We start from the raw sequence: 24182 nt of genomic DNA, 5'->3' as shown, positions 1-24182 counted from the left end.
CTCCCGCCCGGAACTGTGCTTCCATCATCCGGTGCTGAGGAGACGCAGGCCCACCGACCTCGACGCGTGCACGGCCGTACTGGCCGAGGTCCACGCGCACAGCGGATATCCGCACCACTGGCCGGACGACCCGGCGCGCTGGCTGACCCCCGACGGACTGACCGCCGCCTGGGTCGCCCTGTCGGCCGGCCGGATCGTCGGCCACGGCGCCCTGTGCGGCCGCGAGGTCAGCCGGCTCTACGTCGCCCCCGGAGCCCGCGGCGCGGGCCACGGCGGACGTCTGCTCGGTGCCGTCGAGGACGCCGCGGCGGCCCGCGGCCTGCGCCCCGTACTGGAGGTGAAGGCCACCGACGCCGCGGCCATCGCCCTCTACGAGCGGCGCGGCTGGGTCCGCCACGGCACCGAGCGGCAGGACTGGGGAGCGGAGGAGAGGGTGACGGTGCACCGCTACGAGCGGGCGGGCGGCACCGGCCATTAGGCCCGGTCGCTGACGTGTCGCCCCCGGGCGGCACCGGCGCGATCTGCGAAGGTGGACGGGGCCGCCCATCATGTGATGGGCCCACGATCGACCCGCCGTCGTGGAGTGGAGGTACGGATGCAGCGGACCGCCCCCGATCCGCGGCCTGAGCCGGACCCGGACCCGCCGGTGGGCCTGCCGGTCCTGCCGGACCTCGTCGCGCACCTCGCCGCGGCCGCCGGCCGTACCGACGCCGAACCCCCCGGCGGCGGCGCCCCGCTGCGCTCCGCCGCCGCCGGCTACTGGGAACGCCGCGGCCTGGCCACCGGTCCCGGCCAGATCCTCGCCGCGCCCGGGGCGGCCCCGCTGCTGCTCGCGCTGTACGCCGCCGCCGACGGCGCCGTGGTCCTGCCCCGGCCCTGCTCCGAGTCGTACGCACCCCCCGCCCGGCTGCTCGGCCGGGCGGTGCACCGGGCGCCGGTGCCCGCGGAGTCCGGCGGGCTGCCCGACCCGTTCGCGCTGCTGGAGACCGTCCGCCGGGCCCGCGAGCACGGCGACCCCCCGCGGGTGCTGGTGCTCTCCGTCCCCGACGACCCGACCGGCACCTGCCCCGCGCCCGAGCAGCTGCACGAGGTGTGCGAGGCGGCGGCCGAGGAGGGCCTGTGGGTCCTCAGCGACGAGACCCGCCGCGATCTGCTGCACGAACCGCACGACACCGTGCTGCTCAGCCCCGCCGAGATGCTGCCCGGCGAGGTCGTGGTGATCAGCGACCTGCGCGCCACGCTGCTGCCCGCCTCCTGGCCCGCCGCGCTGGCCCGCTTCCCGGATACCGGCCCGGGCGCCGAGCTGCGCACCGCGACCCTGGAGGCGCTCGGCGCGCTCCGCAGCCCGCTGCCGGGGCCGCTCGCCCGCGCCGTGACCCATGCGCTCGGCGAGCCCGACACCGTACGGGCCCGGACGGCCACCGTCGCCCGGATCCACGGCGTGCTCACCGCCGCCCTCCACCACACCCTCACCGAGGCGGGCGCCCTCTGCCGGCCACCGCGCGCCGGCAGCCACCTCTACGCCGACCTGGAACCGCTGCGGCGCCCCCTCACCACCCATGGCATCACCGAATCCGGCGCGCTGGAACGGGCGTTGGCGCCCTGGGCGGCGCGCGGCGGGCACCGCTTCGGCGACGACCCGGGCGCGCTGCGGGTCCGGCTGGGCGCCGAGGCCCTGCTGGGCGCCGACCAGGAGCTGCGGCAACGCGTCCTGGACGCTCCCGACCCGCTGGAACTCCCGCACATCACCGAGGCGTTGACCGCCCTCTCGCATGCCCTGGCCGCGCTCACGGCCGCCGGCGACGGCTGATCCGCCGCACCCGCGCCCCGACCCCGTTCCGAACCGCCCCGGTTCTGTCCACCGAATGGAGCCCCTCGATGACCGAACAGACCGAGCGCTCCCTCGCCGAGCAGTCCGCCGACCGGGGCGGCACCGGACCGGGCACCGGCACCGGACCGGGCACCGGCACCGGACCGGACGGGGGAGCGGCGGCCCCCGGCACCGCCCCGGCCGCAGGTGCGGCCGCCGTCGGCCGGGCACCGGTCACCGACACCCCGTCGCCCCTCTCCGAGCCCCGCCCGCTGGGCGAAACCCGCACCTGGCCGCGGGACTTCACCGACCGGCTGACCGCCCCGCTGCCCGGCGTCCGCGCGCTGGCCCGGATCGCCCGCGAGGGCAAGCTGCGCCCGGCACCCGAGACCCTGCGGGAGATCCAGCAGCTGCCGTTCGAGCCCGGTCCGCTGCCGGCCGCCGGCCCCACCACCGTCGCCCTCACCTGGGCCGGCCACGCCAGCTGGGTCATCCGGATCGCCGGACTGACCCTCCTGACCGACCCGGTCTGGTCCCGCAAGATCCTCGGCACCCCGCCCCGGGTCACCCCCGTCGGCGTCCGCTGGGAGGACCTGCCGCCGGTCGACGCCGTCCTCATCAGCCACAACCACTACGACCACCTCGACATCCCCACCCTCAAGCGGTTGCCCCGGCACACCCCGCTGCTGCTGCCCGCCGGACTGGCCTGCTGGGCCCGCCGGCGCGGCTTCCGCCACGTCACCGACCTGGACTGGTGGGAGGCGGTCGAACTCCCCGCGCCCGGCGGCCCGGTGCGCCTCGACTTCGTCCCCGCCCACCACTGGAGCAAGCGCACCCTCACCGACACCTGCCGCTCCCTGTGGGGCGGCTGGCTGCTCACCGCCCCGACGGCCGGCGGGTCCACTTCGCCGGGGACACCGGCTACGGCCACTGGTTCGAGGAGATCGGCCGCCGCTACCCGGGCATCGACCTGGCCCTGCTGCCGATCGGCGCCTACGACCCGCGCTGGATGCTGCGACCGGTGCACACCGACCCCGAGGAGGCGGTACGGGCCTGCCAGGACCTGGGCGCCCGGGCCCTGGTGCCGATGCACTGGTCGACGTTCCTGCTCTCCGGCGAGCCGCCGCTGGAACCGCTGCGCCGGGTCCGCGCCGCCTGGGAGGCGACCGGCCGCCCCCGCGAGGACCTGTGGGACCTGGCCGTGGGGGCGTCCCGGGTACTGGCGGAGCGCTGACGGGGCCGGTACGGGCGGGACCGCGGTGGACGGCTCCCCGGTGCGTCGCGGTGGTCACCGGCGACCTGATCCGCCGGGCGCCCCGCGGACGAACTGCGGTCCGATGCCCCGCCCCCCGAAGGTTTTGCCGCGCCGGGCCACCCTCCGCCGCACAAATCCCGTTGATTTGGGCCCCGGCCGTTCGATCGCCGACCATTACCGGTGCTCGGTAACCCCGGGTGCACCGCGCACGACGAGAGGCCCACCACGCCATGCACGACCGGCACACCCGCCGCTTCGGTCTCGGAACCGCCACCTGCCTGGTGATGGGCAACATCATCGGCGGCGGCATCTTCCTCCTCCCGGCTTCCGTGGCCCCCTTCGGCACGGTCAGCCTGGTCGCCTTCGGCGTGCTCACCCTCGGTGCGGTCGCCCTCGCCCTGGTCTTCGGCCGGCTCGCCGAGCGCCACCCGGACACCGGAGGGCCCTACGTCTACGCGCGCGAGGCGTTCGGCGACTTCGCCGGCTTCCTCTCGGCCTGGTCGTACTGGACGATGACCTGGGTCAGCAACGCCGCCCTCGCGGTCGCCGCCGTCGGCTATGTGCACGTCCTCGTCCCCGGCCACGCCTCCGCCGGCACCGACCTCCTGGTCGCGCTGGCCGCCCTCTGGCTCCCGGCCCTCGCCAACTTCGCCGGCACCCGCTACGTGGGCGCCGTCCAACTGGTCTCCACGGTCCTCAAGTTCGTCCCGCTGCTCTTCATCGCGGTCGTCGGCCTCTTCTTCTTCGACCCGCACAACCTGGGCCCGTTCCACGCCGGCCACGGCAGCGCACTCGGCGGGATGTCCGCCGCCGCCGCGCTCCTGCTCTACTCCTACGTCGGCGTGGAGTCCGCGGCGATGAGCGCCGGCGAGGTCCGCGACCCGGAGCGCAACGTCGGCCGGGCCACCGTCCTCGGCACCGTCGGCGCCGCCGTCGTCTACCTGCTGGGCACCGTCGCGGTCTTCGGGACCGTCGCGCACACCAAGCTGGTGAACTCCACGGCGCCCTTCTCGGACGCGGTGAACGCGATGTTCGGCGGCCACTGGGGCGGCACCCTCGTCGCCGGCGCCGCCGTCGTCTCGATCATCGGCGCGCTCAACGGCTGGACGCTGATGAGCGCCCAGTCGCCGTACGCCGCCGCCAAGGACGGCCTCTTCCCCGCGCCGTTCCTGATCAAGCGCCGCGGCGTCCCCACCTTCGGCGTGCTCGCCGCCGGCATCCTGGCCAGCGCGCTGACCGTCGTCAACTACGTCCTCGGCACCGGCGGCGTCTTCCAGATCCTGGTGCTGATCACCACCTTCTCCGCCACCGTCCCCTACCTCCTCGCCGCCGGCGCCCAGGTCTACTTCCTCCTCACCGGCCGCCGCGACCAGGTCCGCCCGGCCCGCTTCGCCCGCGACCTGACCCTCGCGCTGGCCGCCTTCGGCTTCACCTTCTGGCTCGTCGCCGGCGCCGGCTACGCCGCCATCTACCAGGGCGTGCTGTTCCTCTTCGCCGGCATCCTCGTCTACGCCTGGATGGCCGCCCGCCGCACCACCCGCCAGACCGCCACGACCGACCCGGCGGGCCCCGGAGCCGCCCGCACGGACGACCAGGAGCCCGCGCGCCTTGCCGGGTGACCGCACCGGGGCCCCTGCCCCGGACGCCCCGACGGAGCGGACACCGTGACGCGCCTGCTGGTCACCGGTGCCGCCGGGTTCATCGGCTCGCACTACGTGCGCGGCCTGCTGGGCGGGGCGTACCCTGGCGCCGGGGACGTCCGGGTCACCGTGCTGGACAAGCTCACCTACGCCGGCAACCCCGCCAACCTCGCCCCGGTGCGCGACCACCCCGGCTTCACCTTCGTCCGGGGCGACATCTGCGACGGCCCGCTGCTCGCCGACCTGCTGCCCGGGCACGACGCGGTGGTCAACTTCGCCGCGGAGTCCCATGTCGACCGCTCCATAGCCGGTGCGGACGCCTTCGTCCGCACCAACGTGCTCGGCACCCACACCCTCCTGGAAGCGGTGCGCCGGACCGGCGTGCCGCGCTTCGTCCAGATCTCCACCGACGAGGTGTACGGCTCCATCGAGGACGGCGCGTGGACCGAGGAGAGCCCGCTGCTGCCCAACTCGCCCTACGCGGCGACCAAGGCGAGCGCCGACCTCCTCGTCCGGTCCTACGCCCGCACCCACGGACTGGACGCCAGCATCACCCGCTGCAGCAACAACTACGGGCCGTACCAGTACCCGGAGAAGGTCATCCCGCTGTTCGTGACCTCCCTGCTGTCCGGCGGGACCGTGCCGCTCTACGGCGACGGCCGGCACGTCCGCGACTGGCTGCACGTCGACGACCACTGCCGCGGCATCCAGCTCGTACTGGAACGGGGCCGCCCCGGCGAGGTCTACCACATAGGCGGCGGCGAGGAGTTGACCAATCTGGACCTGACCGAGCTGCTGCTGGACGCCTGCGGCGCCGGCTCGGACCGGATCCGCCACGTCGCCGACCGGCCCGGCCACGACCGCCGCTACGCCCTCGACGACCGCAAACTGCGCGCGCTGGGCTACGCCCCCGAGGTGCCGTTCCGCACCGGACTGCTGCGCACCGTCGCCTGGTACCGCGACAACCCCGGCTGGTGGCAGCCGTTGCGCGCCGCGCACCCCCGCTGACGAGGGCCATTACCTCGGACGTCATCGACCCCGGCCGCGCCGCCCGGCAAGCTGAGGGCATCGGTTCACGGGCCGGCGCACTCCGGCCCGCGAACCGGGATCCCATTCGTGGTGTCAACGTGACGAGGAGCAGATCATGACGGAGCAGCAGCGGTACGCGGACGCGGTGGCACGCTACTTCGAGGCGTGGAACGCGACCGAGGAGGAGGCGCTCGGCAAGGCCGTCGCCGCCGCGTTCGACGAGGGGGCCACCTACACCGACCCGCTGGCCGACGTGGCCGGCCAGGACGGGCTGGCGGCGGTGATCGCCGGGGCGCACGCGCAGTTCCCGGGGTTCGTCTTCCGGCAGCTGGGGGACGTGGACGGGCACCACGACGTGGCGCGGTTCGGCTGGGAGCTGGTGGCGCCGGACGGCACGGCGCCGGTCGCCGGGTTCGACGTGGTGCGGCTGGCCGACGACGGGCGGATCCGCACCGTGGTGGGGTTCCTGGACCGGGTGCCCGCCATGTGACGGGCGGGCCCGTTATCCGGCCGGTGTCTGCAGATAGCTGACCGTTTCCGGGTCGGCAGGGAGGAAGGTCTCCACCGCCAGTTCGGAAACGGTCACGTCCATCGGGGTGTTGAACGTGGCGATGGTCGAGATGAAGGACAGCACCCGGCCGTCGTGCTCGATCATCATCGGCAGGGCGAACGGGGTCTGACCGCCGAAGGACGCCCGCTCGCGGCCGCCCGGGGGCAGCGGATAGCCGCTCACCTCCTCGTAGAGGGCACGCAGCGGCGCGGACCGCATCAGGGCCAGCTGGCGCTCCATCTGGCCGAGCAGATGCTCACGCCATTCCAGGTAGTTGCGGATCCGGGGCGCCAGGCCGCCCGGGTGCATGGTGATCCGCATGGCGTTCAGCGGCGGCTGGAGGAGGGCCGGATCGACGTCCGCCAGCAGCATGGTGATGCCGCGGTTCGCCGCCTGGACGGTGTAGAGCCCGTCGACCACCAGCGCGGGGAACGGCTCGTAGCCGGACAGCAACCGGTCCAGACCGGAGCGCAGCGCATCCATGGCGGGGTCGTCCAGCGGGGTCTCGGGGAAGGTGGGGGCGTAGCCGGCGGCGATCAGCAGCGCGTTGCGCTCCCGGACCGGCACGTCGAGGTGTTCGGCCAGGCGGAGCACCATCTCCTGGCTCGGGCGGGAGCGGCCGGTCTCGATGAAGCTGATGTGCCGGGCGGAGGAGTCGGCGCGCAGCGCCAGCTCCAGCTGGCTGATCCGGCGCCGGTCACGCCATTCGCGCAGCAGCGCGCCCACACCCGTGCTCGTCTCCGGCGGGGCCGGCGCGGCAACAGTCGTCATGGCGATGACCGTAATCGATCGGCGGTCCGACGTACGATCGAATTGTCAGGAACCGCCCGCGGACCGTGGTGACGGGACGTCACCGCGCACGGCGGCGGCACGGCGGCACCGGTGAGAGGGGAACGCGATGGGCGCCCAGGTGGAACCGCTCGGCGAGAAGGAGATCGAGGAGCGGCTCGCGGAGCTGCCGGGCTGGTCGGTCGAGGAGGACCTGCTGCGCCGCAGCTACCACTTCCCGGGACACCTCCCGGCGGCCGTGATGGTCATGCACATCGCCCGGATCCAGGAGGAGTTGGACCACCACGCCGATCTGACGCTGGGCTACAACCGGCTGACCGTCGCGGTGAACACCCACAGCATCGGCGGCCGGGTCACCGACCTCGACTTCGGTCTGGCCCGCCGCATCGAGGAGATCGCCGGGGCACACGGCGCGCACTGACCGGCGCGGGCACCCGCGTGCCCCCCGGGCGGGCCGCGCTCAGTCGCCCGAGCGCGGCTTCACCACCCGGCCCGCCCGGGCCAGCTCCACGTTGAACTGCGCGCCCGACAGCAGCGACAGGTGCGAGAACCACAGCCAGATCAGGAACACCACCGGCCCCGCCAGCGAGCCGTAGAGCCGGTTGAAGGTGCCGACGCAGTCGACGTAGAAGGCGAAGCCCGCCGACGACACCAGCCACAGCAGCACCGCGACCCCCCGCCGGGCGCCGCCCGCCGCACCCCGCGAGAGCTCGGCGGCCCGGACCGGAACAGCACCATGGCCAGCACGGCCGCCAGGACCAGCAGCAGCGGCCACTTCAGCAGGTTCCAGGTGGCCTCACCGGCGTCGCCCAGCCCGAGCGCCCGGCCCGCCCAGGCCGCGATCGGCCCGCTCACCAGGAGCGCCACCGCGCTGCTGATCAGCAGCGCCATCAGCAGCAGCGCGGTGGCCAGGATGCGCGGCGCCTTGCGCCACGGCGGCCGGTCGTCCTTCGTCCGGTGCATGGCGTGCAGCGCCCGGCGGAACACCGCCAGATAGCTGCACGACGACCACAACGCGCTGACCAGCGCACCACCCACCACCACCCACGCCGCGGTGCGCTGCTGCGCCATGGTGGCCAGCGCGCGGTGCACGGTGCCGCCCGACCCGGCCGGCGCCAGCGAACTGATCTGGTCGACGAGCTGCTCGGTGGCCGCCGGATCGGCCAGGCCGATCAGGGACACCGTGACGATCAGCGTCGGCAGCAGCGCCAGCACCGAGTAGTACGTCAGGCTCGCCGCCCAGTCCGTGACGTCGTCGTGCCACACCGACAGCGGTGTCCGGCGCAGCGCGGTGCGGCACTGGGCCCAGGTGGGGCGGGTGGCCGGCTGCCGGGGCCCGGCCGCCCCCAGGGCCCGGTCCAGCAGTGTCCGGTCCATTCCGCGACGCATCCCGCTGTCGCCCATGTCGTCATCCGTCCTCTCCGTCGGTACGTCCTGCATCATCCCCCGGCGGCGGGACCGCCCACGCCACGGTGCCCGCCGCCCACCGGGCGGCGGCGCGGCGACGTTACCGCCCGTACGGCTACTCCTGCCCGCGCGCCCGCCGGAACCGCAGTGCCGCGTCCGCCAGGTCCACCAGCGGCTCCGGGTAGTCGTACGCGGCGCGCTCGGGCGCGTCGAGCCGCCACGGCCGGTGCACGGCGGCCCCGCCGAGGTCCGCCAACTCCGGGACCCAGCGCCGCACATATTCACCCTCCGGGTCGAACCGCCGGGCCTGCACGAGCGGATTGAGCACCCGGTTGGGCCGGGTGTCGGTCCCGGTCCCCGCCATCCACTGCCAGTTCAGCTGGTTGTTGGCCACATCGCCGTCCACCAGCAGGTCCAGGAAGTGCCGGGCGCCCACCCGCCAGTCCACGTACAGGGTCTTGGTCAGGAAACTGGCCACCAGCATCCGGGCCCGGTTGTGCATCCACCCCTCGTGCCGCAGCTGCCGCATCGCCGCGTCGACCACCGGGATCCCGGTGCGGCCCTCCTTCCAGGCCGCCACCTCCGTGTCCACCCGCCGCCACCGGTCGCCCCGGGCGCGGTAGTCGGCGCCCGCCGCGTCGGGGCGGGCGGCCAGCACCTGGTGGTGGAAGTCCCGCCAGGCCAGCTGTCGTACGAAGGACTCGGGCCCGGCCCCGGAGCGCCCGGACGCCTTGTGCACCAGCTCCACCGGCGAGAGACAGCCGAAGTGCAGATACGGCGAGAGCCGCGAGGTGGCATCACCCGCCAGGTCGTCGTGCCGCTCCTCGTAGGCGGCCAGACCGGACCGCTGCCAGGACGCGAACCGGCGGCGGCCGGCCCGCTCGCCGCCCTCCGGGAGCGCCGGCGACGGCCGCCCGCGCGGGCACAGTTCCTTCGCCGACGGCACCGCGCCGGACCGCACCCCGTCCGGGACCGGCACCGACCGCGGGGCCGGCAGCATCGCCCGGAGCTTCTCCGCCCGCCAGCGGCGGAAGTACGGGGTGAAGACCGCGAAATGGTCCCGGCCCGGCCCGGTGGGCAGCACCGCACCCGGCGGGACGGCGGTGATCACCGCGTCGTGGACGACCAGCGCCCGCCCGTCCCCGGCCAGCGCCTCGGCCAACCGCCGCTCCCTGCGCTGCGCATAGCCGCTCACCCCGGCCGCGAGATGCACCTCCCCGGCCCCGGCCTCCGCCGCGACCCGGCAGGTCTCGGCCACCACGTCGCCCGTACGGATGACCAGCCGGCCGCCCCGTTCACGCAGTTGCGCATCGAGGTCCGCCAGCGCACCGGCCAGGAAGGCGGCCCGGTTGGGCACCATGAACCCGGCCCGCGCGATGCCGGTATCGACCACGAACAGCGGCACCACCCGCGTGGCGGCCCGCGACGCGGCCCGCAGCACCGGCTGATCGTGCACCCGCAGATCGGAACTGAACAGACAGATCGCCACATCCATGGCCCCTCTCTACACCGGGCCGCGGCGGGATCAGGCGAACGGCAGGCCCCGCCACGGCGAGGACGCGTCCTGGGTGAGCACCCGGTGCAGATGCACCGTCTCCGCGTACGCGGCACCGAACCAGCCGTGGTCGAAGGCCAGCACCCGGCCCAGCGCGTAGCCCGCGGCGAACTCCTCCCACGAGCCGTAGACCTCCCCGGCCCGTGCCGCGGCCCGCTGGACCGCCTGCTCGGCCTGCGGCGGCGCGCACAGCCGGGCGCCCAGACCCCACCGGACCAGGGCCACGGCATGGGCGAGGTCCAGCGCCACCACGGACACCACCTGGCCGCCGGCCGGCAGCAGCCCGTCCGCGCGGAACCGCTCCTCGTAGCGGGTCACCAGCTCGGGCAGGTCCGGCGCGACGGTGTGGCCGGCGTCCGCCGGCGCTTCCCGTTCCCCGTGCCCGTCCCCGCCGTCCGCGCCGCGCCGGTCCGCCCGGGCGCGCAGCGCCGCCTCGGCGTCCGCCGGCGCGAACCGGCCCGCCAGCAGCTCCTCCAGGCGCTGCTGCCAGCTCACCGGTTCGGTCACCGACCACTGCTCGCGCAGCGTGGCGGCATCCGTCGCCGGGTCGAGGAACGCGGTGCCCAGCTCGTTCCAGGGCACGCTGTGGTGCACCGCCAGCGGCGCGCCGCACGCCAGCCCCCGCGCCACCGGCCCGTGCAGCGGACCGCCGAAGTGCGTGACCAGCAGCCCGCCCGGCCGCACCCCGACCTGGGCCCGGATCCGCAGCCAGCCGGCCCGGTGGGCGGGCGTGGCCGCCAGGTACGCGGCGCACGGCGTGCCGGGATTGACCGCCAGCCGCCACTTGTCGTTCGGCCAGTCCTGCGCCAGCTCCTCCAGCGACACCCGGTCGAAGAACTGCTGCGGCTGCCACGGCGGCAGCATGCCGCGGGTCAGGACGGGGATGCATGTCCCGCCCACCGCCGGATCGTCGTAGACGGGCAGCGGGTCCTGACCCTGCTGCGGGGCCGCCAGATACAGGTCCTCGCCGGCGATCGCGGCGACCTGTCCGTCCCCGTCACCCCGCGCCGTCGCTTCGCACAGCCGCCGCTCGGTGTCCGTCGGCGGCATCCATCCCGGAGTTGCCACGGCCCCGACCCTACGATCACCGCCGCGCGCCGCGGACTCCGGGGTTGCCGGCCCGGCAAAGCCGCTTGCGGCCCCGGCCCGACGGCCCGGCCGCGGTCTTCAGCCCTGGTTCAGCGGATTCGGGGTGATCACGGCGAAGGTGGCGCCCTGCGGGTCCGTCACCACGGCCATCCGGCCGGCCATCATGTCGAACGGCTGCTGGAGCGCCGCACCGCCGGCCGCGGTCACCTTCTCGACCGTCCGGTCGGTGTCCGCCACCGAGAAGTACGCCAGCCAGTGCGACGGCGTATCGGGCGCCATCTGCTCGGACATCGGCTGCATCCCGCCCACGGCACGGTCCTTCACCTTGAGCGCGTAATAGTTGTCGGCCCCTTGCAGGGGGACGTTCTCGATGCCCAGCGCGGCGCGGTAGAAGGCGGCCGCGGCGGAACGGTCGGTGGTGTTGAGCTCGTTCCAGATCAGCGCGCCGTGCTCGTTGACGATGCCCGCGCCCGGGAAGTCGACGGCCTGCCAGACGCCGAACACCGCCCCCGTCGGATCGGCCGCGATGCACATCCGGCCGAGCGACATCACGTCCGTGACGGGCATCAGTATCGTGCCGCCGGCCTTGCTGACCGCCTCCGCGGCGGTGTCCGCGTCGTCGGCCGCGAGATACGTCGTCCACACCGTGGGCGGCGGGGGCTGGTTGTCCATCGCGATCGCGGCCATGATGCCGGCCACCGGCCTGCCCTTCAGCTGGCACACCGCGTATCCGCCGGTCTCGGGAGGCCCGATCTCACCGGTCCAGCCGAAGACGTTCGCGTAGAAATCGATGGCGGCCTGCTGGTCGGGGGCCGCGAGATCGACCCAGCAGGGGGTCCCGGGCTGGTAGGGAGAGGTGACGTCGGGCATCGTGGCCTCCTCGGGGGCAGGGGCGGGCCGGGCCGCGTGAACCGCCCGCCGGGTGCGCCCGGGGACGCCGCACGCTCCTCCCTCCACACTTCCTGCCGTCCGCCGACCCCGCCACTCGGGCCCGGAGGGCCACACCACACGGCGCCGCCCGGGAGGTCCGGGCGGCGCCGTGCGGGCGGGACTCAGGCCACGTCGAACGTGGCCGGGTCCGGGCCGAGGCGCTTGCCGGTGTCCAGCCCGGCCAGCGTCGCGAGGTCGTCGCCGTCCAGCTCGAAGCCGAACACGTCGATGTTCTCGACGATCCGCGAGGGGGTGACGGACTTCGGGATGACGACGTTGCCGATCTGGAGGTGCCAGCGCAGCACCACCTGGGCCGGCGTCCTGCCGTGCTTGGCGGCGATCCCGCCGATGATCGGGTCGTCCAGGAGGCCCCGGCCCTGGCCGAGCGGCGACCAGGCCTCGGTGGCGATGCCGTGCCGGGCGTGGAAGGCGCGGGACTCCTCCTGCTGGAGGTGCGGGTGCAGCTCGATCTGGTTGACCGCCGGGACGACGGAGGTCTCGCCCAGCAGCCGCTCCAGGTGACCGGGGAGGAAGTTCGAGACGCCGATGGCCCTGGCCCGGCCGTCGGCGAGGATCTTCTCGAACGCCTTGTACGTCTCGGTGTACGCGTCCTTGGAGGGGACCGGCCAGTGGATGAGGTAGAGGTCCACGTACTCCAGGCCGAGCTTGGTCAGCGACGCGTCGAAGGCGCGGAGCGCCGCGTCGTAGCCCTGGTCGGAGTTCCACAGCTTGGTCGTGACGAACAGCTCGTCCCGGGGGATGCCCGAGGCGGCGAGCGCCTTGCCCGTGCCCTCTTCGTTGCCGTAGATCGCCGCGGTGTCGATGCTGCGGTACCCGGCGTCCAGGGCCTGGCCGACGGCGGTGAACGCCTGGTCGTCCTCGACCTGCCAGACGCCGAAGCCGAGTTGCGGCATGGCGATGCCGTTGTTGAGCGTGATGGACGGAACCTTGCTCACGGGGGGATCGGTCCTTACGTCGACGTTCGTGTTCCGAATCGTTCAACGATCATCCGCCCCGGCGCATTCCCGCGCACGCCGGCCGCCAGTTCGCCGAGAGTGAAGCTCCCCGCGCAGAGCACCACCACCCCGGCGAACAGTTCCAGCGCGCCCACCAGGCCCGGCAGCCCGCCGGAGACCGCCGGCGCACCGGGGGAGAGGCCGTCGGCCACCGCCCGGCCCAGCCACAGGCAACCGCCGCACGCGAACGCCGACGCCCCGCCCGTCCACGCCAGGGCGAGCGGCACCCGCACCCGCAGCCGGGGCCCGAGCCGCGGGAGGACCAGGAGCAGCAGCCCGGCCGCGCCGGCGAGCGAGAGCAGCCCCTGTGACCAGTCCGCCGCGGCGGTCAGCACCGTACGCCCGGTCGCGTCACCCGCCGGCACCCCGAGCGTCGAGCCCGCGCCCCACAGCACCCGCACCCCGCCCAGGACGGCGAGCAGCACCGCCGCGGGCACCAGGAAGATCCGCTGAAGCGCCCGGCTCCCGGTGTCCGGCAGCGCGTCCACCGGGCGCCGCAGCAGGCCGCCCCACCGCTGGTGCGCGTACACCGCGAAGGCGCCGAGCAGGGTCACGCCCTCCACGAGGAAGCCGCCGTAGACCACCCCGAAGACCCACGGCGCGAGGAAGTCCCCGGCCGCCAGCGGATTCGGCCGGCCCGTCAGGAGACCGGCGACGCTGCCGCCCACCAGCCCCGTCAGCAGCGGCACCAGCAGCCGGAGGCCATCCACAGCGGGAAGGCCAGCAGCCAGGCCGGGGCGCGCCGGCCGCCCGGGCGGGTCAGCGTGTGCGCCACCACCGCCGCGACCGCGTCCAGCAGGAAGGTGAAGAGGTTGGCCGCGAACCAGGCGGCGCGGCCGATGCGGTGGTTGTCGACCACACCGACGTCGAAGCCCAGCACCCACAGCAGTTTGAGTGCCAGATAGGGCAGGCAGGCGACGACCGCGATCCGGCCGAGGAGAGGGAGGCGGCGAGAGTCCATGCAGCGGAGTCTGCTGCGCCGCCGGCCCGCGGGTCCTCGTGCCCGGGGCCGATCCGGCTCCGCCGCACGGGGGAGCCGGGCCGGGCCGAAACCCCCGGCCCGGGAGGGCCTCAGCCCTTGTACAGCGCGTCCACCTCGACCGAGTACGCCGTCTCGATCGCCTTGCGCTTGAGCTTCAGCGACGGCGTCAGCAGCCCGTGCTCCTCGCTGAACTGATGGGCCAGTATCCGGAACGTACGGATCGACTCGGCCTGCGAGACCAGCGTGTTGGCGGCCACCACGGCGCGCCGGATCTCGGTCTCCAGGTCCGGGTCGCGCACCAGGTCCGACGGCGGCATCTCCGGCTTGCCGCGCATGGTCAGCCAGTGCGCGACGGCCTCCGGGTCGAGGGTGACCAGCGCGGCGATGAACGGCCGGTCGTTGCCGACGACGATGCACTGCGCGACCAGCGGATGCGCCCGCACCCGCTCCTCCAGGGACACCGGCGAGACCGTCTTGCCACCGGAGGTGACCAGCACCTCCTTCTTCCGGCCGGTGATCGTCAGATACCCGTCCTCGTCGAGGGCGCCCAGGTCACCGGTGGAGAACCAGCCGTCGTGCAGCACCGCGTCGGTCGCCTTGGGGTCGTTGTGGTAGCCGTGGAAGACCTGCCCGCCGTACAGCCAGATCTCGCCGTCCTCCGCGATGTGCACGGTGGTGCCGGGGACGGGCGTGCCGACCGTGCCGAAGCGGGTCCGCTCGGGCGGGTTGGCGGTGGCCGCCGCGGTGCTCTCGGTCAGGCCGTAGCCCTCGAAGATCCGCACCCCGGCACCGGCGAAGAACAGCCCGAGCCGGCGCCCCATCGCCGAGCCGCCGGACATCGCGTGCCGCACCCGGCCGCCCATCGCCGTACGGACCTTGCTGTAGACCAGCTTGTCGAAGAGCTGGTGCTGCATCCGCAGGGAGGCGCCGGGGCCCGGGCCGGTGCCGAACGCCTTGTTCTCCTGCGCCTCGGCGTAGCGGACCGCGATCTCCACGGCCTTGTCGAACGGCCCGACCTTGCCCTCCGCCTCGGCCTTGCGCCGGGCCGCGGCGAAGACCTTCTCGAAGATGTACGGCACCGCCAGGATGAACGTCGGCTGGAAGGTCTGCAGGTCGGGCAGGAGCGCCCGGGCCGCCAGCTCGGGCTGGTGGCCCAGCTTGACCCGGCCGCGGACCGCGCGACCTGCACCATCCGCCCGAAGACGTGCGCCAGCGGCAGGAACAGCAGGGTCGCCGCCTCGTCGTTCGGCTTCGAGGTGAAGACCGTCTCGTAGCGCATGACGATGTTGTCGGACTCGGCCATGAAATTGGCGTGGGTGATCACACAGCCCTTGGGCCGGCCGGTGGTGCCCGAGGTGTAGATGATCGTCGCGGTGGCGTCCGGGGTGACCGCCATCCGGTGGCGGTGCACCACGTCGTCGTCGATGTGCGCACCCGCCGCGGTCAGTTCGGCCACCGGGTCGGCGTCCAGCTGCCACAGCTTGCGCAGCTGCGGGAGCCGGTCGATGACCGAGCCGACGGTCATCGCGTGGTCCTCGTGCTCGACCAGGCACGCCGAGACGCCCGCGTTGTGCAGCATCCAGAAGACCTGCTCGGCGGAGGACGTCGGGTACAGCGGCACGGACTGGACGCCGATCGACCACAGCGCGAAGTCGAACAGGGTCCACTCATAGCGCGTGCGGGACATGATGCCGACCCGGTCACCGAACCGGACGCCCTGCGCGAGCAGGCCCTTGGCCAGCGCGATCACCTCGTCCCGGAACTGGGCGGCGGAGACGTCCTGCCAGTTCCCCGCGTCGTCCTTGCGGGCCAGCGCGACGCGTCCGGGATCGGTCTCGGCGTTGTCGTACACGGCATCCGCCAGCCCGCCGACCCGGGGCGCGGTCGCCAGAGGGGGGACGGTGAACTCGCGCAATGACCTAGCTCCTCGTGGTGTTGCTCACAAGGCCGCGACCGTACCCCACGGGGACGAGGTCCGGCAGGCCCTTGCCATGGCGCGAAGGCGTCCCCGCGGGAACGCGCCAAGAGGAGAAAACGGATGACTTCGGAGAAGCAGGGACACGATCCGGGCTGTTCAACGCCGTACGATCACGACGCCGGGACCATATCTGCACCAAATCTCTGCACCTGACACCGGATCGCCCGCGCTGTTCGCGGAACGTCCGTGGTCAGGCCGTTACGGAAGCTGCAGCCGGTCGCCGCCGGCCAGGATCGCCTCGGCCAGTGCCTCCGCCGGACCCCGGGCCGCGCGATCGCGCCGCCCATGGAGAAGAGCGAAATCCACGCCTCCCAGTTCCGGCAGACCCGACCGTGGCGGAATCTGAACCAGACCTGGCGGGATCATGCCCTTGGTATGCGCCATAACGCCCAGACCTGCCCGGGTTGCGGCGATCAGTCCGTTGAGGCTTCCGCTGGTGCAGGCGATCCGCCACTCCCGGCCCTGCCGCTCCAGCGCCTCCAGCGCCCGGGCCCGGGTCACCGCGGGCGGCGGGAAGACCACCAGCGGGACCGGCCGCTGCGGATCCAGCCGCAGCCGCTCGGCGCCCACCCACACCAGCCGGTCGCGCCACACCAGCCGGCCGCCGGTCTCCTCCGGACGCCGCTTGGCGAGCACGAGATCCAGCCGCCCGGCCGCCAGCAGCTCGTGCAGCGTGCCCGACAGCTCCACGGTCAGCTCCAGATCGACCTCGGGGTGGTCCCGCCGGAACCCTTCGAGGACCTCCGGCAGCCGGGTCAGCACGAAGTCCTCGGACGCGCCGAACCGCAGCCGCCCGCGCAGCCGGGTCCCCGCGAAGAAGCTCGCGGCCCGCTCGTTCGCCTCCAGGATCGTGCGCGCGAACCCGAGCATCGCCTCGCCGTCCTCGGTCAGCTCCACCCCATGGGTGTCCCGGACGAACAGCCGCCGCCCGGCCGCCTCCTCCAGCTTCCGCACGTGCTGGCTCGCGGTGGACTGCCGCATTCCGATCCGCTGCGCGGCCTGCGTGAAGCTGAGCGTCTGCGCCACCGCCAGGAAGGTGCGCAGCTGCACGGGCTCGAACATGACACCTCCAGGGGCGGGGGCGACCGGCGCCCGGCGATCAGGGACACCCACCCCTTCGGGGGTGCCGGGCCATCGCAATTCATGATGACAGTGACCACGGTAAGAGGGCTTCCCGATCGCCGCACCGCCCGGCACCCTGGACGGGGCACCGTCCACCCCGCACCGCACCGCCCGTCAGCCGCCGGACCACCGAAGAGAGACCATGCGCCGCCCTTTGCCCAAGCCGCCCTCCTGGCTGCCCGTGGACGGTTACATCCTGGCGCTGGTCGGCACCGTCGCCCTGGCCGCACTGCTGCCCGCCCGCGGACCGGCCGCCACGGTCGCCGACGGCGCCTCCACCGGAGCCGTCGGGCTCCTCTTCTTCCTCTACGGCGCCCGGCTCTCCACCCGCGAGGCGATGGCCGGCCTGCGCCACTGGCGGCTCCACCTGACCGTCCTGGCCTGCACCTTCGCCGTCTTCCCGGTGCTCGGCCTGGCCGCCGGCGGACTCGTCCCGTACGTCCTGCCGCCCGCCCTCTACACCGGGCTGCTGTTCCTGTGCCTGGTCCCCTCGACGGTCCAGTCGTCGATCGCCTTCACCTCCCTCGCCCGCGGCAACGTCGCGGCCGCGATCTGCGCCGGCTCCTTCTCCAGCCTCGTCGGCATCGTCGTCACGCCGCTGCTCGCCGGGCTGGTGCTGCACGGGGACGGCGGCGGGTTCTCGGCCGGCTCGCTGGTCTCGATCGTCTGCCAGCTGCTGCTCCCGTTCCTGGCCGGGCAGTTGCTGCGCCGCTGGATCGGGCCGTTCCTCACCCGCCGCAAGAAGGCCCTCGGCTACGTGGACCGCGGCTCGATACTCCTCGTCGTCTACAGCGCCTTCAGCACCGGGATGGTCCAGGGCATCTGGCACCAGGTCTCACCGCTGCGGCTGCTGTGCCTGCTGGGCGTGGAGGCCGTGCTGCTCGCGGTGATGCTGACCGGGACGTCGTACGGCGCGCGCCGGCTCGGCTTCGGCCGCGCGGACCGGATCGCGATCACCTTCGCCGGGTCCAAGAAGAGCCTGGCGGCCGGGCTGCCGATGGCCAGCGTGCTGTTCGGCGCCCAGGCCGGCCTGGCGGTGCTGCCGCTGATGCTCTTCCACCAGATGCAGCTGATGGTGTGTGCGGTGCTGGCCCGGCGGTGGGGCGCGGAGACGGAACCGGAGCCGCGGCGGGAGGGCGATCCCGCCGCGGCGGCCGAGGGCGGCAGTTACCTGCCCGGCCCGGTCACCCGGTCCAACGACAGCCCCAGCACCAGCGGCGCGCGCACCGGGGCGTCGTCCTCGCGGACGCCGGACAGCTCCGCGTCGGTCAGCGCCCGGCGGTAGACCCGCACCTCGTCCAGCGCGCCGGTGAACTGCGCGCGGGCGTCCGGCTTCTGGCCGAGGTGGACGCCGAAGACCGAACCGCGGCTGACCGATCCCGGGACGTCGGGGACGACGGTGGTCTCGGTGCCGTCGACGGTGAGCAGCAGGCGGCCGCCGGTGCGGCGCAGCGCCAGATGGTGCCAGTCGCCGTCGTTGTAGGCGCTGTTGGTGACGGCCTGGGCGGTGGCGGCCGGCTTGGCGCCGTCGACGGCGGTGAGCCGGGCGACGATCCTGCCGTTCGCCGGATCGCCCTCCAGCGCGACCTGGGGCGTCCTGGTGCCCACGCCGCCCATCCACAGCAGCGGCTGCTCGCCGGTCCCGGTCTCGTAGCGGAACCACAGGCTGCAGGTGAAGTCGTGTGCGCCCAGCGGGAGGGAGGTGCGGAACGGCAGGCGTACGGCGTCGTCCTTGCCGTCGAAGTCGAGCGCCCCGCCGAACCGGCCGTCGGTGCGCCGCGGACCGCCGAGGACGAGCGCGGGCCGGGCGCCGGGGGCGGTGTCGCGGGTCGTGGGGTCGGGGCCGCGGCGCGGGCCGAGCCACTCCTCGGTGAAGCGGACGAAGCGGATCTCGTCCCGGGCGTCGACCCGGCCGCCCTCGTACATCAGGCCGGTGACGTCGGGGGAGACGGCGACCAGGTCCGAGTAGCCGGACCAGTCGGTGGTGACCCGGGCGCCCCGGTCGACGCCCTCCCAGGTGCGGCCCTCGTCCCAGGAGGAGCGGATGGTCATGGTCCGGCGGCGGTCGGGGTCGGCGGGCGCGGCGAAGAGGGTGCGGCTGCGGCCGCCGGCGGCGGACGAGTGCGGCAGGCGCAGCGCGGAGGCCTGCACCATCGGCGTGTAGAGGTCGGGGAGGGCGCGGAACGGCGCGGCGAAGGAGTCGCCGCCGTCGCGGCTGACCGCCCACGTCCGATGTCCCAGGTCCGTGCCGTCCTGTTCGCGGCCGTTGACGTAGATCGCGCCGTCGGAGCGTTCCAGCAGCGTCATCTCCGAGGGCTTCTGCCGGAAGGTGCTGTCCGGGGCGATCGGCCAGGTGTCGAGCGCGCCGACCTTCCAGGTGTCCCCGTCGTCGTCGCTGTGGACCAGGGCGGCGTGGTTGGCGGTGACCCGGTTGCCCGCGTAGCTCTCGGCGTTGATGCCGAAGACCAGCCGGCCCGCGTGCCGTCCGCGGGTGAGCTGGATGCCGTGCACGGGGCCGGTGGCGTACCAGGAGTTCCACTGTGCAGGTCGGATGTCGGACGTCAGATCACGCGGCGCGGACCAGGTGGCGCCGTCGTCGCCGCTGTACTGGAGGTGCGGGGTGCGATCGCACGGCACGTCGCAGCTGAGGCCGTCGGTGCGGCCCTTGTTGTACGTCTCGCCGAGGACGATGCGGCCGGTACGGCGGTCCACGACGGGCGCCGGGTTGCCGTGGGTGTCGCCGTCGCCGCGGTTGACGACCTGGAGCGGGCCCCAGGTGCGGCCGCCGTCGGTGGAGCGTTTGAGGACGAGGTCGATGTCGCCGGAGTCGCCGCAGTCGTGCCGCCGGCCCTCGGCGAAGGCGAGCAGGGTGCCGTGGGTGGACCTGACCACGGCCGGTATCCGGAAGCAGAAGTAGCCCTGTTCCTGGGCGGCCTTGAAGAGGACCTGCTGTTCGAAGCCGCCGGCCGGCGGCGCGGCCGCGGTGGCGCCGGGCGTGCCCGACGCCACGTCAGACGCCGCCTGGGCGGGGGAGTTCGGCAGGAGGGAGAGGGCCGCGGCGGTCAGCGCGGAGAGCAGGAGGGCGGCGCGGCGGCGCCTGGATCTGCGGCGGGGGCTGGGGTGTGCGCGGAGAACTGACGTCATGGTCCGGCCTGCCCTTCGAGGGATCGGCGGTCGGGTCATCAGGACATCCCACGTCCTATGTGCATCCCTGACGGAAGCTACTGCCGCGTGCGGACCGCGACAAGGAGCGTGCGACGGTTCTCCCTGCCCCAGCCGGAATTCACCCGCCCGGTCGCATCCGCCCCGCCCTCCGGTCCGCACATCCGCCGCCCTCCCGGCCTGCGAGACCTTCGGTCGCCGGTGCTCACGGCCGCAGCACGACCTTGCCGAGGTTGGTCCGGCCCTCGATGATCTCGTGCGCCTTCGCGGCGTCCGCCAGCGGGAGTTCGGCATGGACCACGGCCCGCAGCCGCCCGGAACCGGCCAGTTCCCACAGCTGCTCGCGGTGGGCCTCGTACCGCTCCCGGTGGACGGTGGTGAACCGGCGCATGGTCAGCCCGGTGACGGTCTTGGAACCGGCCAGCAGCTCGTACGCCGGGATCGTCCCGCCACCGGAGTTGAAGAAGACCAGCCGGCCGCCCTCGGCCACCGCGGCCAGCGCCCACGGCAGCACCTCGCCGCCCACGCCGTCCAGCACCACGTCCACCGGCTCGCCCCAGGACTCCTGGTCGTACGTCACCACCTCGTCGGCGCCCAGGCCGTACAGGAACTCCGCCTTGGCGGCCGAACTGACGGCGGCCACCACGCGCGGCACCCCCTGCAACTTGGCCAGCTGGACCGCGAGGTGCCCGGTGCCGCTGGCCGCGCCGGTGATCAGCACCGACTCGGCGCCCTGCGGGTTCGCGGTGCTCAGCGCGGCGAGCGCGACATGCCCGCTGCGCACCAGGGCCACCGCCTCCACCGCGCTCGCCCCGTCCGGTATCCGGCTCGCCAGGAAGGCGGGCGCCAGGGCGAGTTCGGTGTACGAGCCGGTGAGGGTGAGCGAGGTGACGCGGTCGCCGACGGCGAAGCCGGTGACGTCCGGACCGAGCGCGACGACCTCGCCGGCGATCTCCCCGCCGGGCATCGAGGGCAGCGGATCGCCGCCGCCCTTGCCGTCGCCGCGCACCCGCCGCACGCACGGCAGCGTGACGCCGATCGCCTCGGTACGGACCAGGAGTTCACCGGGACCGGGCACCGGCGCCTCGGCCTCCTCGACGCGCAGGACCTCGGGACCGCCGTAGGAATGGAATCGGACTCGGCGCATGGGCCGGCACCTCCAGGGAGAGTCGGCCGACGGACGCCGGCCGGTTTCATTGGGTGCCCCAACGGTAACCGCAAACCATTGGGCGTGCCAATGGTTTTTCGTTGGTCCTCCCCATGGAATTCGCTACGGTGGTCCCATGTCCGACGACACCCCTTACGCCCCCAGCCGTATCCGCGCCCTCCCCAGCTGGCTGCTGGGCCGCGCCGCGGCCCGCGGCCACCGCCTGGTCGCCGACGCCCTCGCCACCGAGGGCATGCGGATGATGCACCACGCCGTCCTGTCGGCGGTCGACGAGCTCGGCCCGGTCTCCCAGGCGGACCTCGGCCGGACCGTCGGCATCGATCCCAAGGACATGGTCACGCTGGTCAACGACCTGCAGAAGGACGGACTGGTCACCCGCACCCCCGACCCCAAGGACCGGCGCAAGAACGCCGTCGAGATCTCCACCGCCGGCAGACAGCGGCTCCGCCGCACCCAGCAGCTCGGCGATCAGGCCAACGCGGAACTCACCGCGGCCCTGACCCCCGGCGAACGCGCCCAGCTGATCACCCTGCTCGGCAAGATCGTCGCGCCGGACCGGTGACCGGCCTCAGCCCGTCGCGGCCGGCGCGGGCAGCGCGAGGCGGTGCTCACCCGCGTACACGTTCATCGACGCACCGCGCAGAAAGCCCACCAGGGTCAGACCCGTCTCGGCCGCCAGGTCCACGGCCAGCGACGAGGGCGCCGAGACCGCGGCCAGCACCGGAATCCCCGCCATCACGGCCTTCTGCGCCAGCTCGAACGACGCCCGGCCCGAAACCAGCAGAACCGTCCGGGAGAGCGGCAGTTGCCCGTTCTGCAGCGCCCGGCCGATCAGCTTGTCGACGGCGTTGTGCCGCCCCACGTCCTCCCGTATGTCGAGCAGCTCGCCGTCCTCGGTGAACAGGGCCGCCGCATGCAGCCCCCCGGTCCGGTCGAAGACCCGCTGCGCCGCCCGCAGCCGGTCGGGGAGCCCGGCCAGCAGCTCCGGCGCCAGCCGCAGCGGCGGGGTGTCGTCGATCGGCCAGCGGGCCGTCGTACGCACCGCGTCCAGACTGGCCTTGCCGCACAGTCCGCAGGACGAGGTCGTGTAGACGTTCCGCTCAAGGGTGATGTCGGGGAGGACCACGCCCGGCGCGGTCTGCACGTCCACCACGTTGTAGGTGTTCGCGCCGTCCGCCGTGGCACCCGCGCAGTACAGGATGTTCTGCAGATCGCCGGCGCCGCCCAGCACCCCCTCGCTGACCAGGAATCCCGCCGCCAGCGCGAAGTCGTCGCCCGGGGTGCGCATGGTGATCGCCAGCGGCTTGCCGTTCAGCCGGATCTCCAGGGGCTCCTCGGCGACGAGCGTGTCCGGACGGGTGGAGACCGCCCCGTCCCGGATGCGGATGACCTTGCGTCGCTCCGTGACTCGTCCCATGTCGTCCTCAGTCCCGGTTCGGTATGTGCTGGTGGTCGAAGCGCTTCACGACCTCATTGTCCTGCACGTAATTGTCCTGCACGTGCGGACCGACGCCACCGCCGGGAGCCGGGCCGAAATCCGCCCGCTCCCGACCGCCGGTGGCCGGCAGCGCGCGCACACCCGCCCTACGCACCCCGAGCGCGAACGCACCGACGCCTGACGGGGACTGACCACGTCCCGGCTGGTCCGATCCGCGAGACCGTACCCGGCCGGCGCCCCTCGGCCGGGTAATGTGCATCCGATCACCAGCGAAGTACCGACCGACGATGGCGAGAGGCACATGAGCGAAGGGACACCGGCGGCCGGCGAAGCGGCCACCGTCGCCGACCAGGCAGCCCGTGAGCAACTGCGCTATCTGCGCGGCAGCATCGACAACCTCGACGCCGCGCTGGTGCATCTGCTCGCCGAGCGCTTCAAGTGCACCCAGCAGGTCGGTGAGCTCAAGGCCCGGCACAGCCTGCCGCCCGCCGACCCGGCCCGCGAGGCGGCCCAGATCGAGCGCCTGCGCCGCCTGGCCGAGGAAGCCCGGCTGGACCCGGCGTTCGCGGAGAAGTTCCTCAACTTCATCATCGATGAAGTGGTCCGCCACCATAAGGCGATCGCGCGACAGAACCACGCGTGACGCGCTTGGGTTTGCCTCCCACGTACCTGTCTGTCCCGCCGTGGTGGTTTCTCGCCGTTGCGCTTTGCGGCGCCCCGCACGTACCTGTCTGCGGCGCCGCGGTTGTTGTTCGCCGTTGCTCCCCCAGCTAACGCTGGGAGGTGCCCCCAGCGGCGGGCTGGGTGGTTGTTGGGTGCGGTGACGGGCCTCCGGGGCCGGTTGTGTGGACTGCTGACGCTTTACGTCCACACAACCGGCCCCTCCGGCCCGTCCCCTCCCGTGAGGGGGAAAGTTTTGGCCGGTGGGGGTGCACGTAATGCCTACGTGCCCGCAGGCAACAGATGACGCCCGCCCCAACCAGCTCTTACCTCCCACTCACGGGAGGGGCTGGACCGGAGGACGAAGTCTGGAGGGCCGGCACCGCACCCGACAAAACAACGCCCGCCGCCAGGCGCTACGGCGAGACGACCCGCGGCGCCGCAGACAGGTACGTGCGGGGCGCCGCAAAGCGCAACGGCGAACAAGCCCCGCGGCGGGAGAGACGGGTACGTGGGAGGCACCGCAAAGCGCAGCGCCCCGCGGCGGGAGGGCCAGGTACGTGCGGGGGGCTCCCTGCCAGGTGAAAGGCACTCCGAAACCT

General features: G+C 73.7%; 23 protein-coding genes and 2 pseudogenes. 10 read left to right on the top strand and 15 right to left on the bottom strand.

The genetic code is table 11. The features are described 5' to 3' along the window. Positions 1 to 31: 31 nt before the first annotated feature. From OJ254_RS27925 to OJ254_RS27900, 6 genes and pseudogenes are all read left to right on the top strand, one after another. Positions 32 to 478, top strand: coding sequence for a GNAT family N-acetyltransferase (locus tag OJ254_RS27925; RefSeq protein ID WP_265364591.1), 447 nt, complete (start codon positions 32 to 34; stop codon positions 476 to 478). A 117-nt stretch (positions 479 to 595) separates the two neighbouring features. Beyond that, entirely contained in the window at positions 596 to 1810 is a 1215-nt protein-coding gene (locus OJ254_RS27920) for an aminotransferase class I/II-fold pyridoxal phosphate-dependent enzyme (protein ID WP_265364590.1), read from the top strand. A gap of 68 nt (positions 1811 to 1878) precedes the next feature. Beyond that, positions 1879 to 3044 (top strand): annotated as a pseudogene (locus OJ254_RS27915) (MBL fold metallo-hydrolase). Between the two features lie 251 nt (positions 3045 to 3295). Beyond that, positions 3296 to 4684 (top strand): amino acid permease, encoded by a 1389-nt coding sequence (locus OJ254_RS27910; RefSeq protein WP_265364589.1) that lies wholly within the window; start codon positions 3296 to 3298, stop codon positions 4682 to 4684. Positions 4685 to 4729: 45 nt separating this feature from the next. After that, the gene (gene rfbB / locus OJ254_RS27905; protein ID WP_265364588.1) at positions 4730 to 5713 is read left to right on the top strand and encodes a dTDP-glucose 4,6-dehydratase; all 984 of its coding nucleotides are present in this window, start codon (positions 4730 to 4732) and stop codon (positions 5711 to 5713) included. Between the two features lie 136 nt (positions 5714 to 5849). Then, on the top strand, positions 5850 to 6224 hold the full coding sequence (locus tag OJ254_RS27900) for a nuclear transport factor 2 family protein (protein WP_265364587.1): 375 nt from the start codon (positions 5850 to 5852) through the stop codon (positions 6222 to 6224). Positions 6225 to 6236: 12 nt separating this feature from the next. Here the strand turns inward: OJ254_RS27900 and OJ254_RS27895 are convergent, their stop codons facing one another. Then, positions 6237 to 7055 carry a helix-turn-helix domain-containing protein gene (locus OJ254_RS27895; RefSeq protein ID WP_265364586.1) on the bottom strand — a complete coding sequence of 273 codons (819 nt, stop codon included), beginning with the start codon at positions 7053 to 7055 and terminating at the stop codon, positions 6237 to 6239. Positions 7056 to 7182: 127 nt separating this feature from the next. Here OJ254_RS27895 and OJ254_RS27890 point away from each other — a divergent pair, with 127 nt between their 5' ends. After that, positions 7183 to 7494, top strand: a complete 312-nt coding sequence (locus OJ254_RS27890) for a 4a-hydroxytetrahydrobiopterin dehydratase (protein WP_265364585.1) — start codon at positions 7183 to 7185, stop codon at positions 7492 to 7494. Between the two features lie 39 nt (positions 7495 to 7533). Here OJ254_RS27890 and OJ254_RS31805 read toward each other — a convergent pair whose 3' ends face one another. The 10 genes and pseudogenes from OJ254_RS31805 to OJ254_RS27845 form a co-directional block, all read right to left on the bottom strand. After that, positions 7534 to 7725 carry a YhjD/YihY/BrkB family envelope integrity protein gene (locus OJ254_RS31805; protein ID WP_423835974.1) on the bottom strand — a complete coding sequence of 64 codons (192 nt, stop codon included), beginning with the start codon at positions 7723 to 7725 and terminating at the stop codon, positions 7534 to 7536. Then, positions 7635 to 8450 (bottom strand): YihY/virulence factor BrkB family protein, encoded by an 816-nt coding sequence (locus tag OJ254_RS27885; RefSeq protein WP_423835973.1) that lies wholly within the window; start codon positions 8448 to 8450, stop codon positions 7635 to 7637. The genes OJ254_RS31805 and OJ254_RS27885 overlap by 91 nt, the downstream gene beginning before the upstream one ends. 145 nt (positions 8451 to 8595) lie before the next feature. After that, positions 8596 to 9975: a cryptochrome/photolyase family protein gene (locus tag OJ254_RS27880; protein ID WP_265364584.1), complete on the bottom strand. Its 1380-nt coding sequence runs from the start codon at positions 9973 to 9975 to the stop codon at positions 8596 to 8598. A gap of 30 nt (positions 9976 to 10005) precedes the next feature. Continuing rightward, the gene (locus tag OJ254_RS27875; RefSeq protein WP_423836044.1) at positions 10006 to 11085 is read right to left on the bottom strand and encodes a DUF1266 domain-containing protein; all 1080 of its coding nucleotides are present in this window, start codon (positions 11083 to 11085) and stop codon (positions 10006 to 10008) included. Positions 11086 to 11202: 117 nt separating this feature from the next. Beyond that, complete coding sequence (locus OJ254_RS27870; RefSeq protein ID WP_265364582.1) at positions 11203 to 11994, bottom strand: VOC family protein; 792 nt, start codon at positions 11992 to 11994, stop codon at positions 11203 to 11205. 182 nt (positions 11995 to 12176) lie between these two features. After that, entirely contained in the window at positions 12177 to 13010 is an 834-nt protein-coding gene (locus OJ254_RS27865; RefSeq protein WP_279351904.1) for an aldo/keto reductase, read from the bottom strand. Between the two features lie 14 nt (positions 13011 to 13024). Beyond that, entirely contained in the window at positions 13025 to 13780 is a 756-nt protein-coding gene (locus tag OJ254_RS27860; protein WP_265364581.1) for a hypothetical protein, read from the bottom strand. Then, the gene (locus OJ254_RS27855; protein WP_265364580.1) at positions 13747 to 14031 is read right to left on the bottom strand and encodes a hypothetical protein; all 285 of its coding nucleotides are present in this window, start codon (positions 14029 to 14031) and stop codon (positions 13747 to 13749) included. Before OJ254_RS27855 ends, OJ254_RS27860 begins: the two co-directional genes overlap by 34 nt. Before the next feature lie 110 nt (positions 14032 to 14141). Then, positions 14142 to 15967 (bottom strand): annotated as a pseudogene (locus OJ254_RS27850) (AMP-dependent synthetase/ligase). Between the two features lie 261 nt (positions 15968 to 16228). Beyond that, positions 16229 to 17092 (bottom strand): LysR family transcriptional regulator, encoded by an 864-nt coding sequence (locus tag OJ254_RS27845; protein WP_265364579.1) that lies wholly within the window; start codon positions 17090 to 17092, stop codon positions 16229 to 16231. A gap of 202 nt (positions 17093 to 17294) precedes the next feature. Here OJ254_RS27845 and OJ254_RS27840 point away from each other — a divergent pair, with 202 nt between their 5' ends. Beyond that, positions 17295 to 18437: a bile acid:sodium symporter family protein gene (locus tag OJ254_RS27840; protein WP_265364578.1), complete on the top strand. Its 1143-nt coding sequence runs from the start codon at positions 17295 to 17297 to the stop codon at positions 18435 to 18437. Here the strand turns inward: OJ254_RS27840 and OJ254_RS27835 are convergent. Next, the gene (locus OJ254_RS27835) at positions 18320 to 20296 is read right to left on the bottom strand and encodes a sialidase family protein (protein WP_265364577.1); all 1977 of its coding nucleotides are present in this window, start codon (positions 20294 to 20296) and stop codon (positions 18320 to 18322) included. The genes OJ254_RS27840 and OJ254_RS27835 overlap by 118 nt on opposite strands. 223 nt (positions 20297 to 20519) lie before the next feature. Then, positions 20520 to 21461 carry a quinone oxidoreductase family protein gene (locus OJ254_RS27830; RefSeq protein WP_265364576.1) on the bottom strand — a complete coding sequence of 314 codons (942 nt, stop codon included), beginning with the start codon at positions 21459 to 21461 and terminating at the stop codon, positions 20520 to 20522. Between the two features lie 136 nt (positions 21462 to 21597). Between OJ254_RS27830 and OJ254_RS27825 the strand changes: the two genes are divergently transcribed. After that, positions 21598 to 22044 (top strand): MarR family winged helix-turn-helix transcriptional regulator, encoded by a 447-nt coding sequence (locus tag OJ254_RS27825; RefSeq protein WP_265364575.1) that lies wholly within the window; start codon positions 21598 to 21600, stop codon positions 22042 to 22044. A gap of 6 nt (positions 22045 to 22050) precedes the next feature. Here the strand turns inward: OJ254_RS27825 and fdhD are convergent, their stop codons facing one another. Further along, a complete protein-coding gene (gene fdhD / locus OJ254_RS27820; protein WP_265364574.1) occupies positions 22051 to 22899 on the bottom strand; it encodes a formate dehydrogenase accessory sulfurtransferase FdhD in 849 nt (282 codons plus the stop codon). A 7-nt stretch (positions 22900 to 22906) separates the two neighbouring features. Then, positions 22907 to 23059, bottom strand: coding sequence for a hypothetical protein (locus OJ254_RS27815; RefSeq protein WP_265364573.1), 153 nt, complete (start codon positions 23057 to 23059; stop codon positions 22907 to 22909). Between the two features lie 162 nt (positions 23060 to 23221). Here OJ254_RS27815 and OJ254_RS27810 point away from each other — a divergent pair, with 162 nt between their 5' ends. After that, on the top strand, positions 23222 to 23563 hold the full coding sequence (locus OJ254_RS27810; RefSeq protein WP_265364572.1) for a chorismate mutase: 342 nt from the start codon (positions 23222 to 23224) through the stop codon (positions 23561 to 23563). The last annotated feature ends 619 nt before the right edge of the window (positions 23564 to 24182 follow it).

It is taken from the genome of Streptomyces endophytica, from assembly GCF_026153355.1.
GTDB lineage: Bacteria > Actinomycetota > Actinomycetes > Streptomycetales > Streptomycetaceae > Streptomyces > Streptomyces endophytica.
This window is presented reverse-complemented; position numbering and strand designations above follow the sequence as displayed.

Bases quoted from the DNA above. Each gene is read 5' to 3' on its own strand.
- OJ254_RS27900 (WP_265364587.1), top strand. From the start codon at position 5,850: ATGACGGAGCAGCAGCGGTACGCGGACGCGGTGGCACGCTACTTCGAG.
- OJ254_RS27835 (WP_265364577.1), bottom strand. From the start codon at position 20,296: ATGACGTCAGTTCTCCGCGCACACCCCAGCCCCCGCCGCAGATCCAGG.
- OJ254_RS27870 (WP_265364582.1), bottom strand. From the start codon at position 11,994: ATGCCCGACGTCACCTCTCCCTACCAGCCCGGGACCCCCTGCTGGGTC.
- OJ254_RS27890 (WP_265364585.1), top strand. From the start codon at position 7,183: ATGGGCGCCCAGGTGGAACCGCTCGGCGAGAAGGAGATCGAGGAGCGG.
- OJ254_RS27910 (WP_265364589.1), top strand. From the start codon at position 3,296: ATGCACGACCGGCACACCCGCCGCTTCGGTCTCGGAACCGCCACCTGC.
- OJ254_RS27855 (WP_265364580.1), bottom strand. From the start codon at position 14,031: ATGGACTCTCGCCGCCTCCCTCTCCTCGGCCGGATCGCGGTCGTCGCC.
- OJ254_RS27830 (WP_265364576.1), bottom strand. From the start codon at position 21,461: ATGCGCCGAGTCCGATTCCATTCCTACGGCGGTCCCGAGGTCCTGCGC.
- OJ254_RS27880 (WP_265364584.1), bottom strand. From the start codon at position 9,975: ATGGATGTGGCGATCTGTCTGTTCAGTTCCGATCTGCGGGTGCACGAT.
- OJ254_RS27875 (WP_423836044.1), bottom strand. From the start codon at position 11,085: ATGCCGCCGACGGACACCGAGCGGCGGCTGTGCGAAGCGACGGCGCGG.
- OJ254_RS27920 (WP_265364590.1), top strand. From the start codon at position 596: ATGCAGCGGACCGCCCCCGATCCGCGGCCTGAGCCGGACCCGGACCCG.
- OJ254_RS27885 (WP_423835973.1), bottom strand. From the start codon at position 8,450: ATGGACCGGACACTGCTGGACCGGGCCCTGGGGGCGGCCGGGCCCCGG.
- OJ254_RS27810 (WP_265364572.1), top strand. From the start codon at position 23,222: ATGAGCGAAGGGACACCGGCGGCCGGCGAAGCGGCCACCGTCGCCGAC.
- OJ254_RS27845 (WP_265364579.1), bottom strand. From the start codon at position 17,092: ATGTTCGAGCCCGTGCAGCTGCGCACCTTCCTGGCGGTGGCGCAGACG.
- OJ254_RS27895 (WP_265364586.1), bottom strand. From the start codon at position 7,055: ATGACGACTGTTGCCGCGCCGGCCCCGCCGGAGACGAGCACGGGTGTG.
- OJ254_RS27825 (WP_265364575.1), top strand. From the start codon at position 21,598: ATGTCCGACGACACCCCTTACGCCCCCAGCCGTATCCGCGCCCTCCCC.
- OJ254_RS27840 (WP_265364578.1), top strand. From the start codon at position 17,295: ATGCGCCGCCCTTTGCCCAAGCCGCCCTCCTGGCTGCCCGTGGACGGT.
- fdhD (WP_265364574.1), bottom strand. From the start codon at position 22,899: ATGGGACGAGTCACGGAGCGACGCAAGGTCATCCGCATCCGGGACGGG.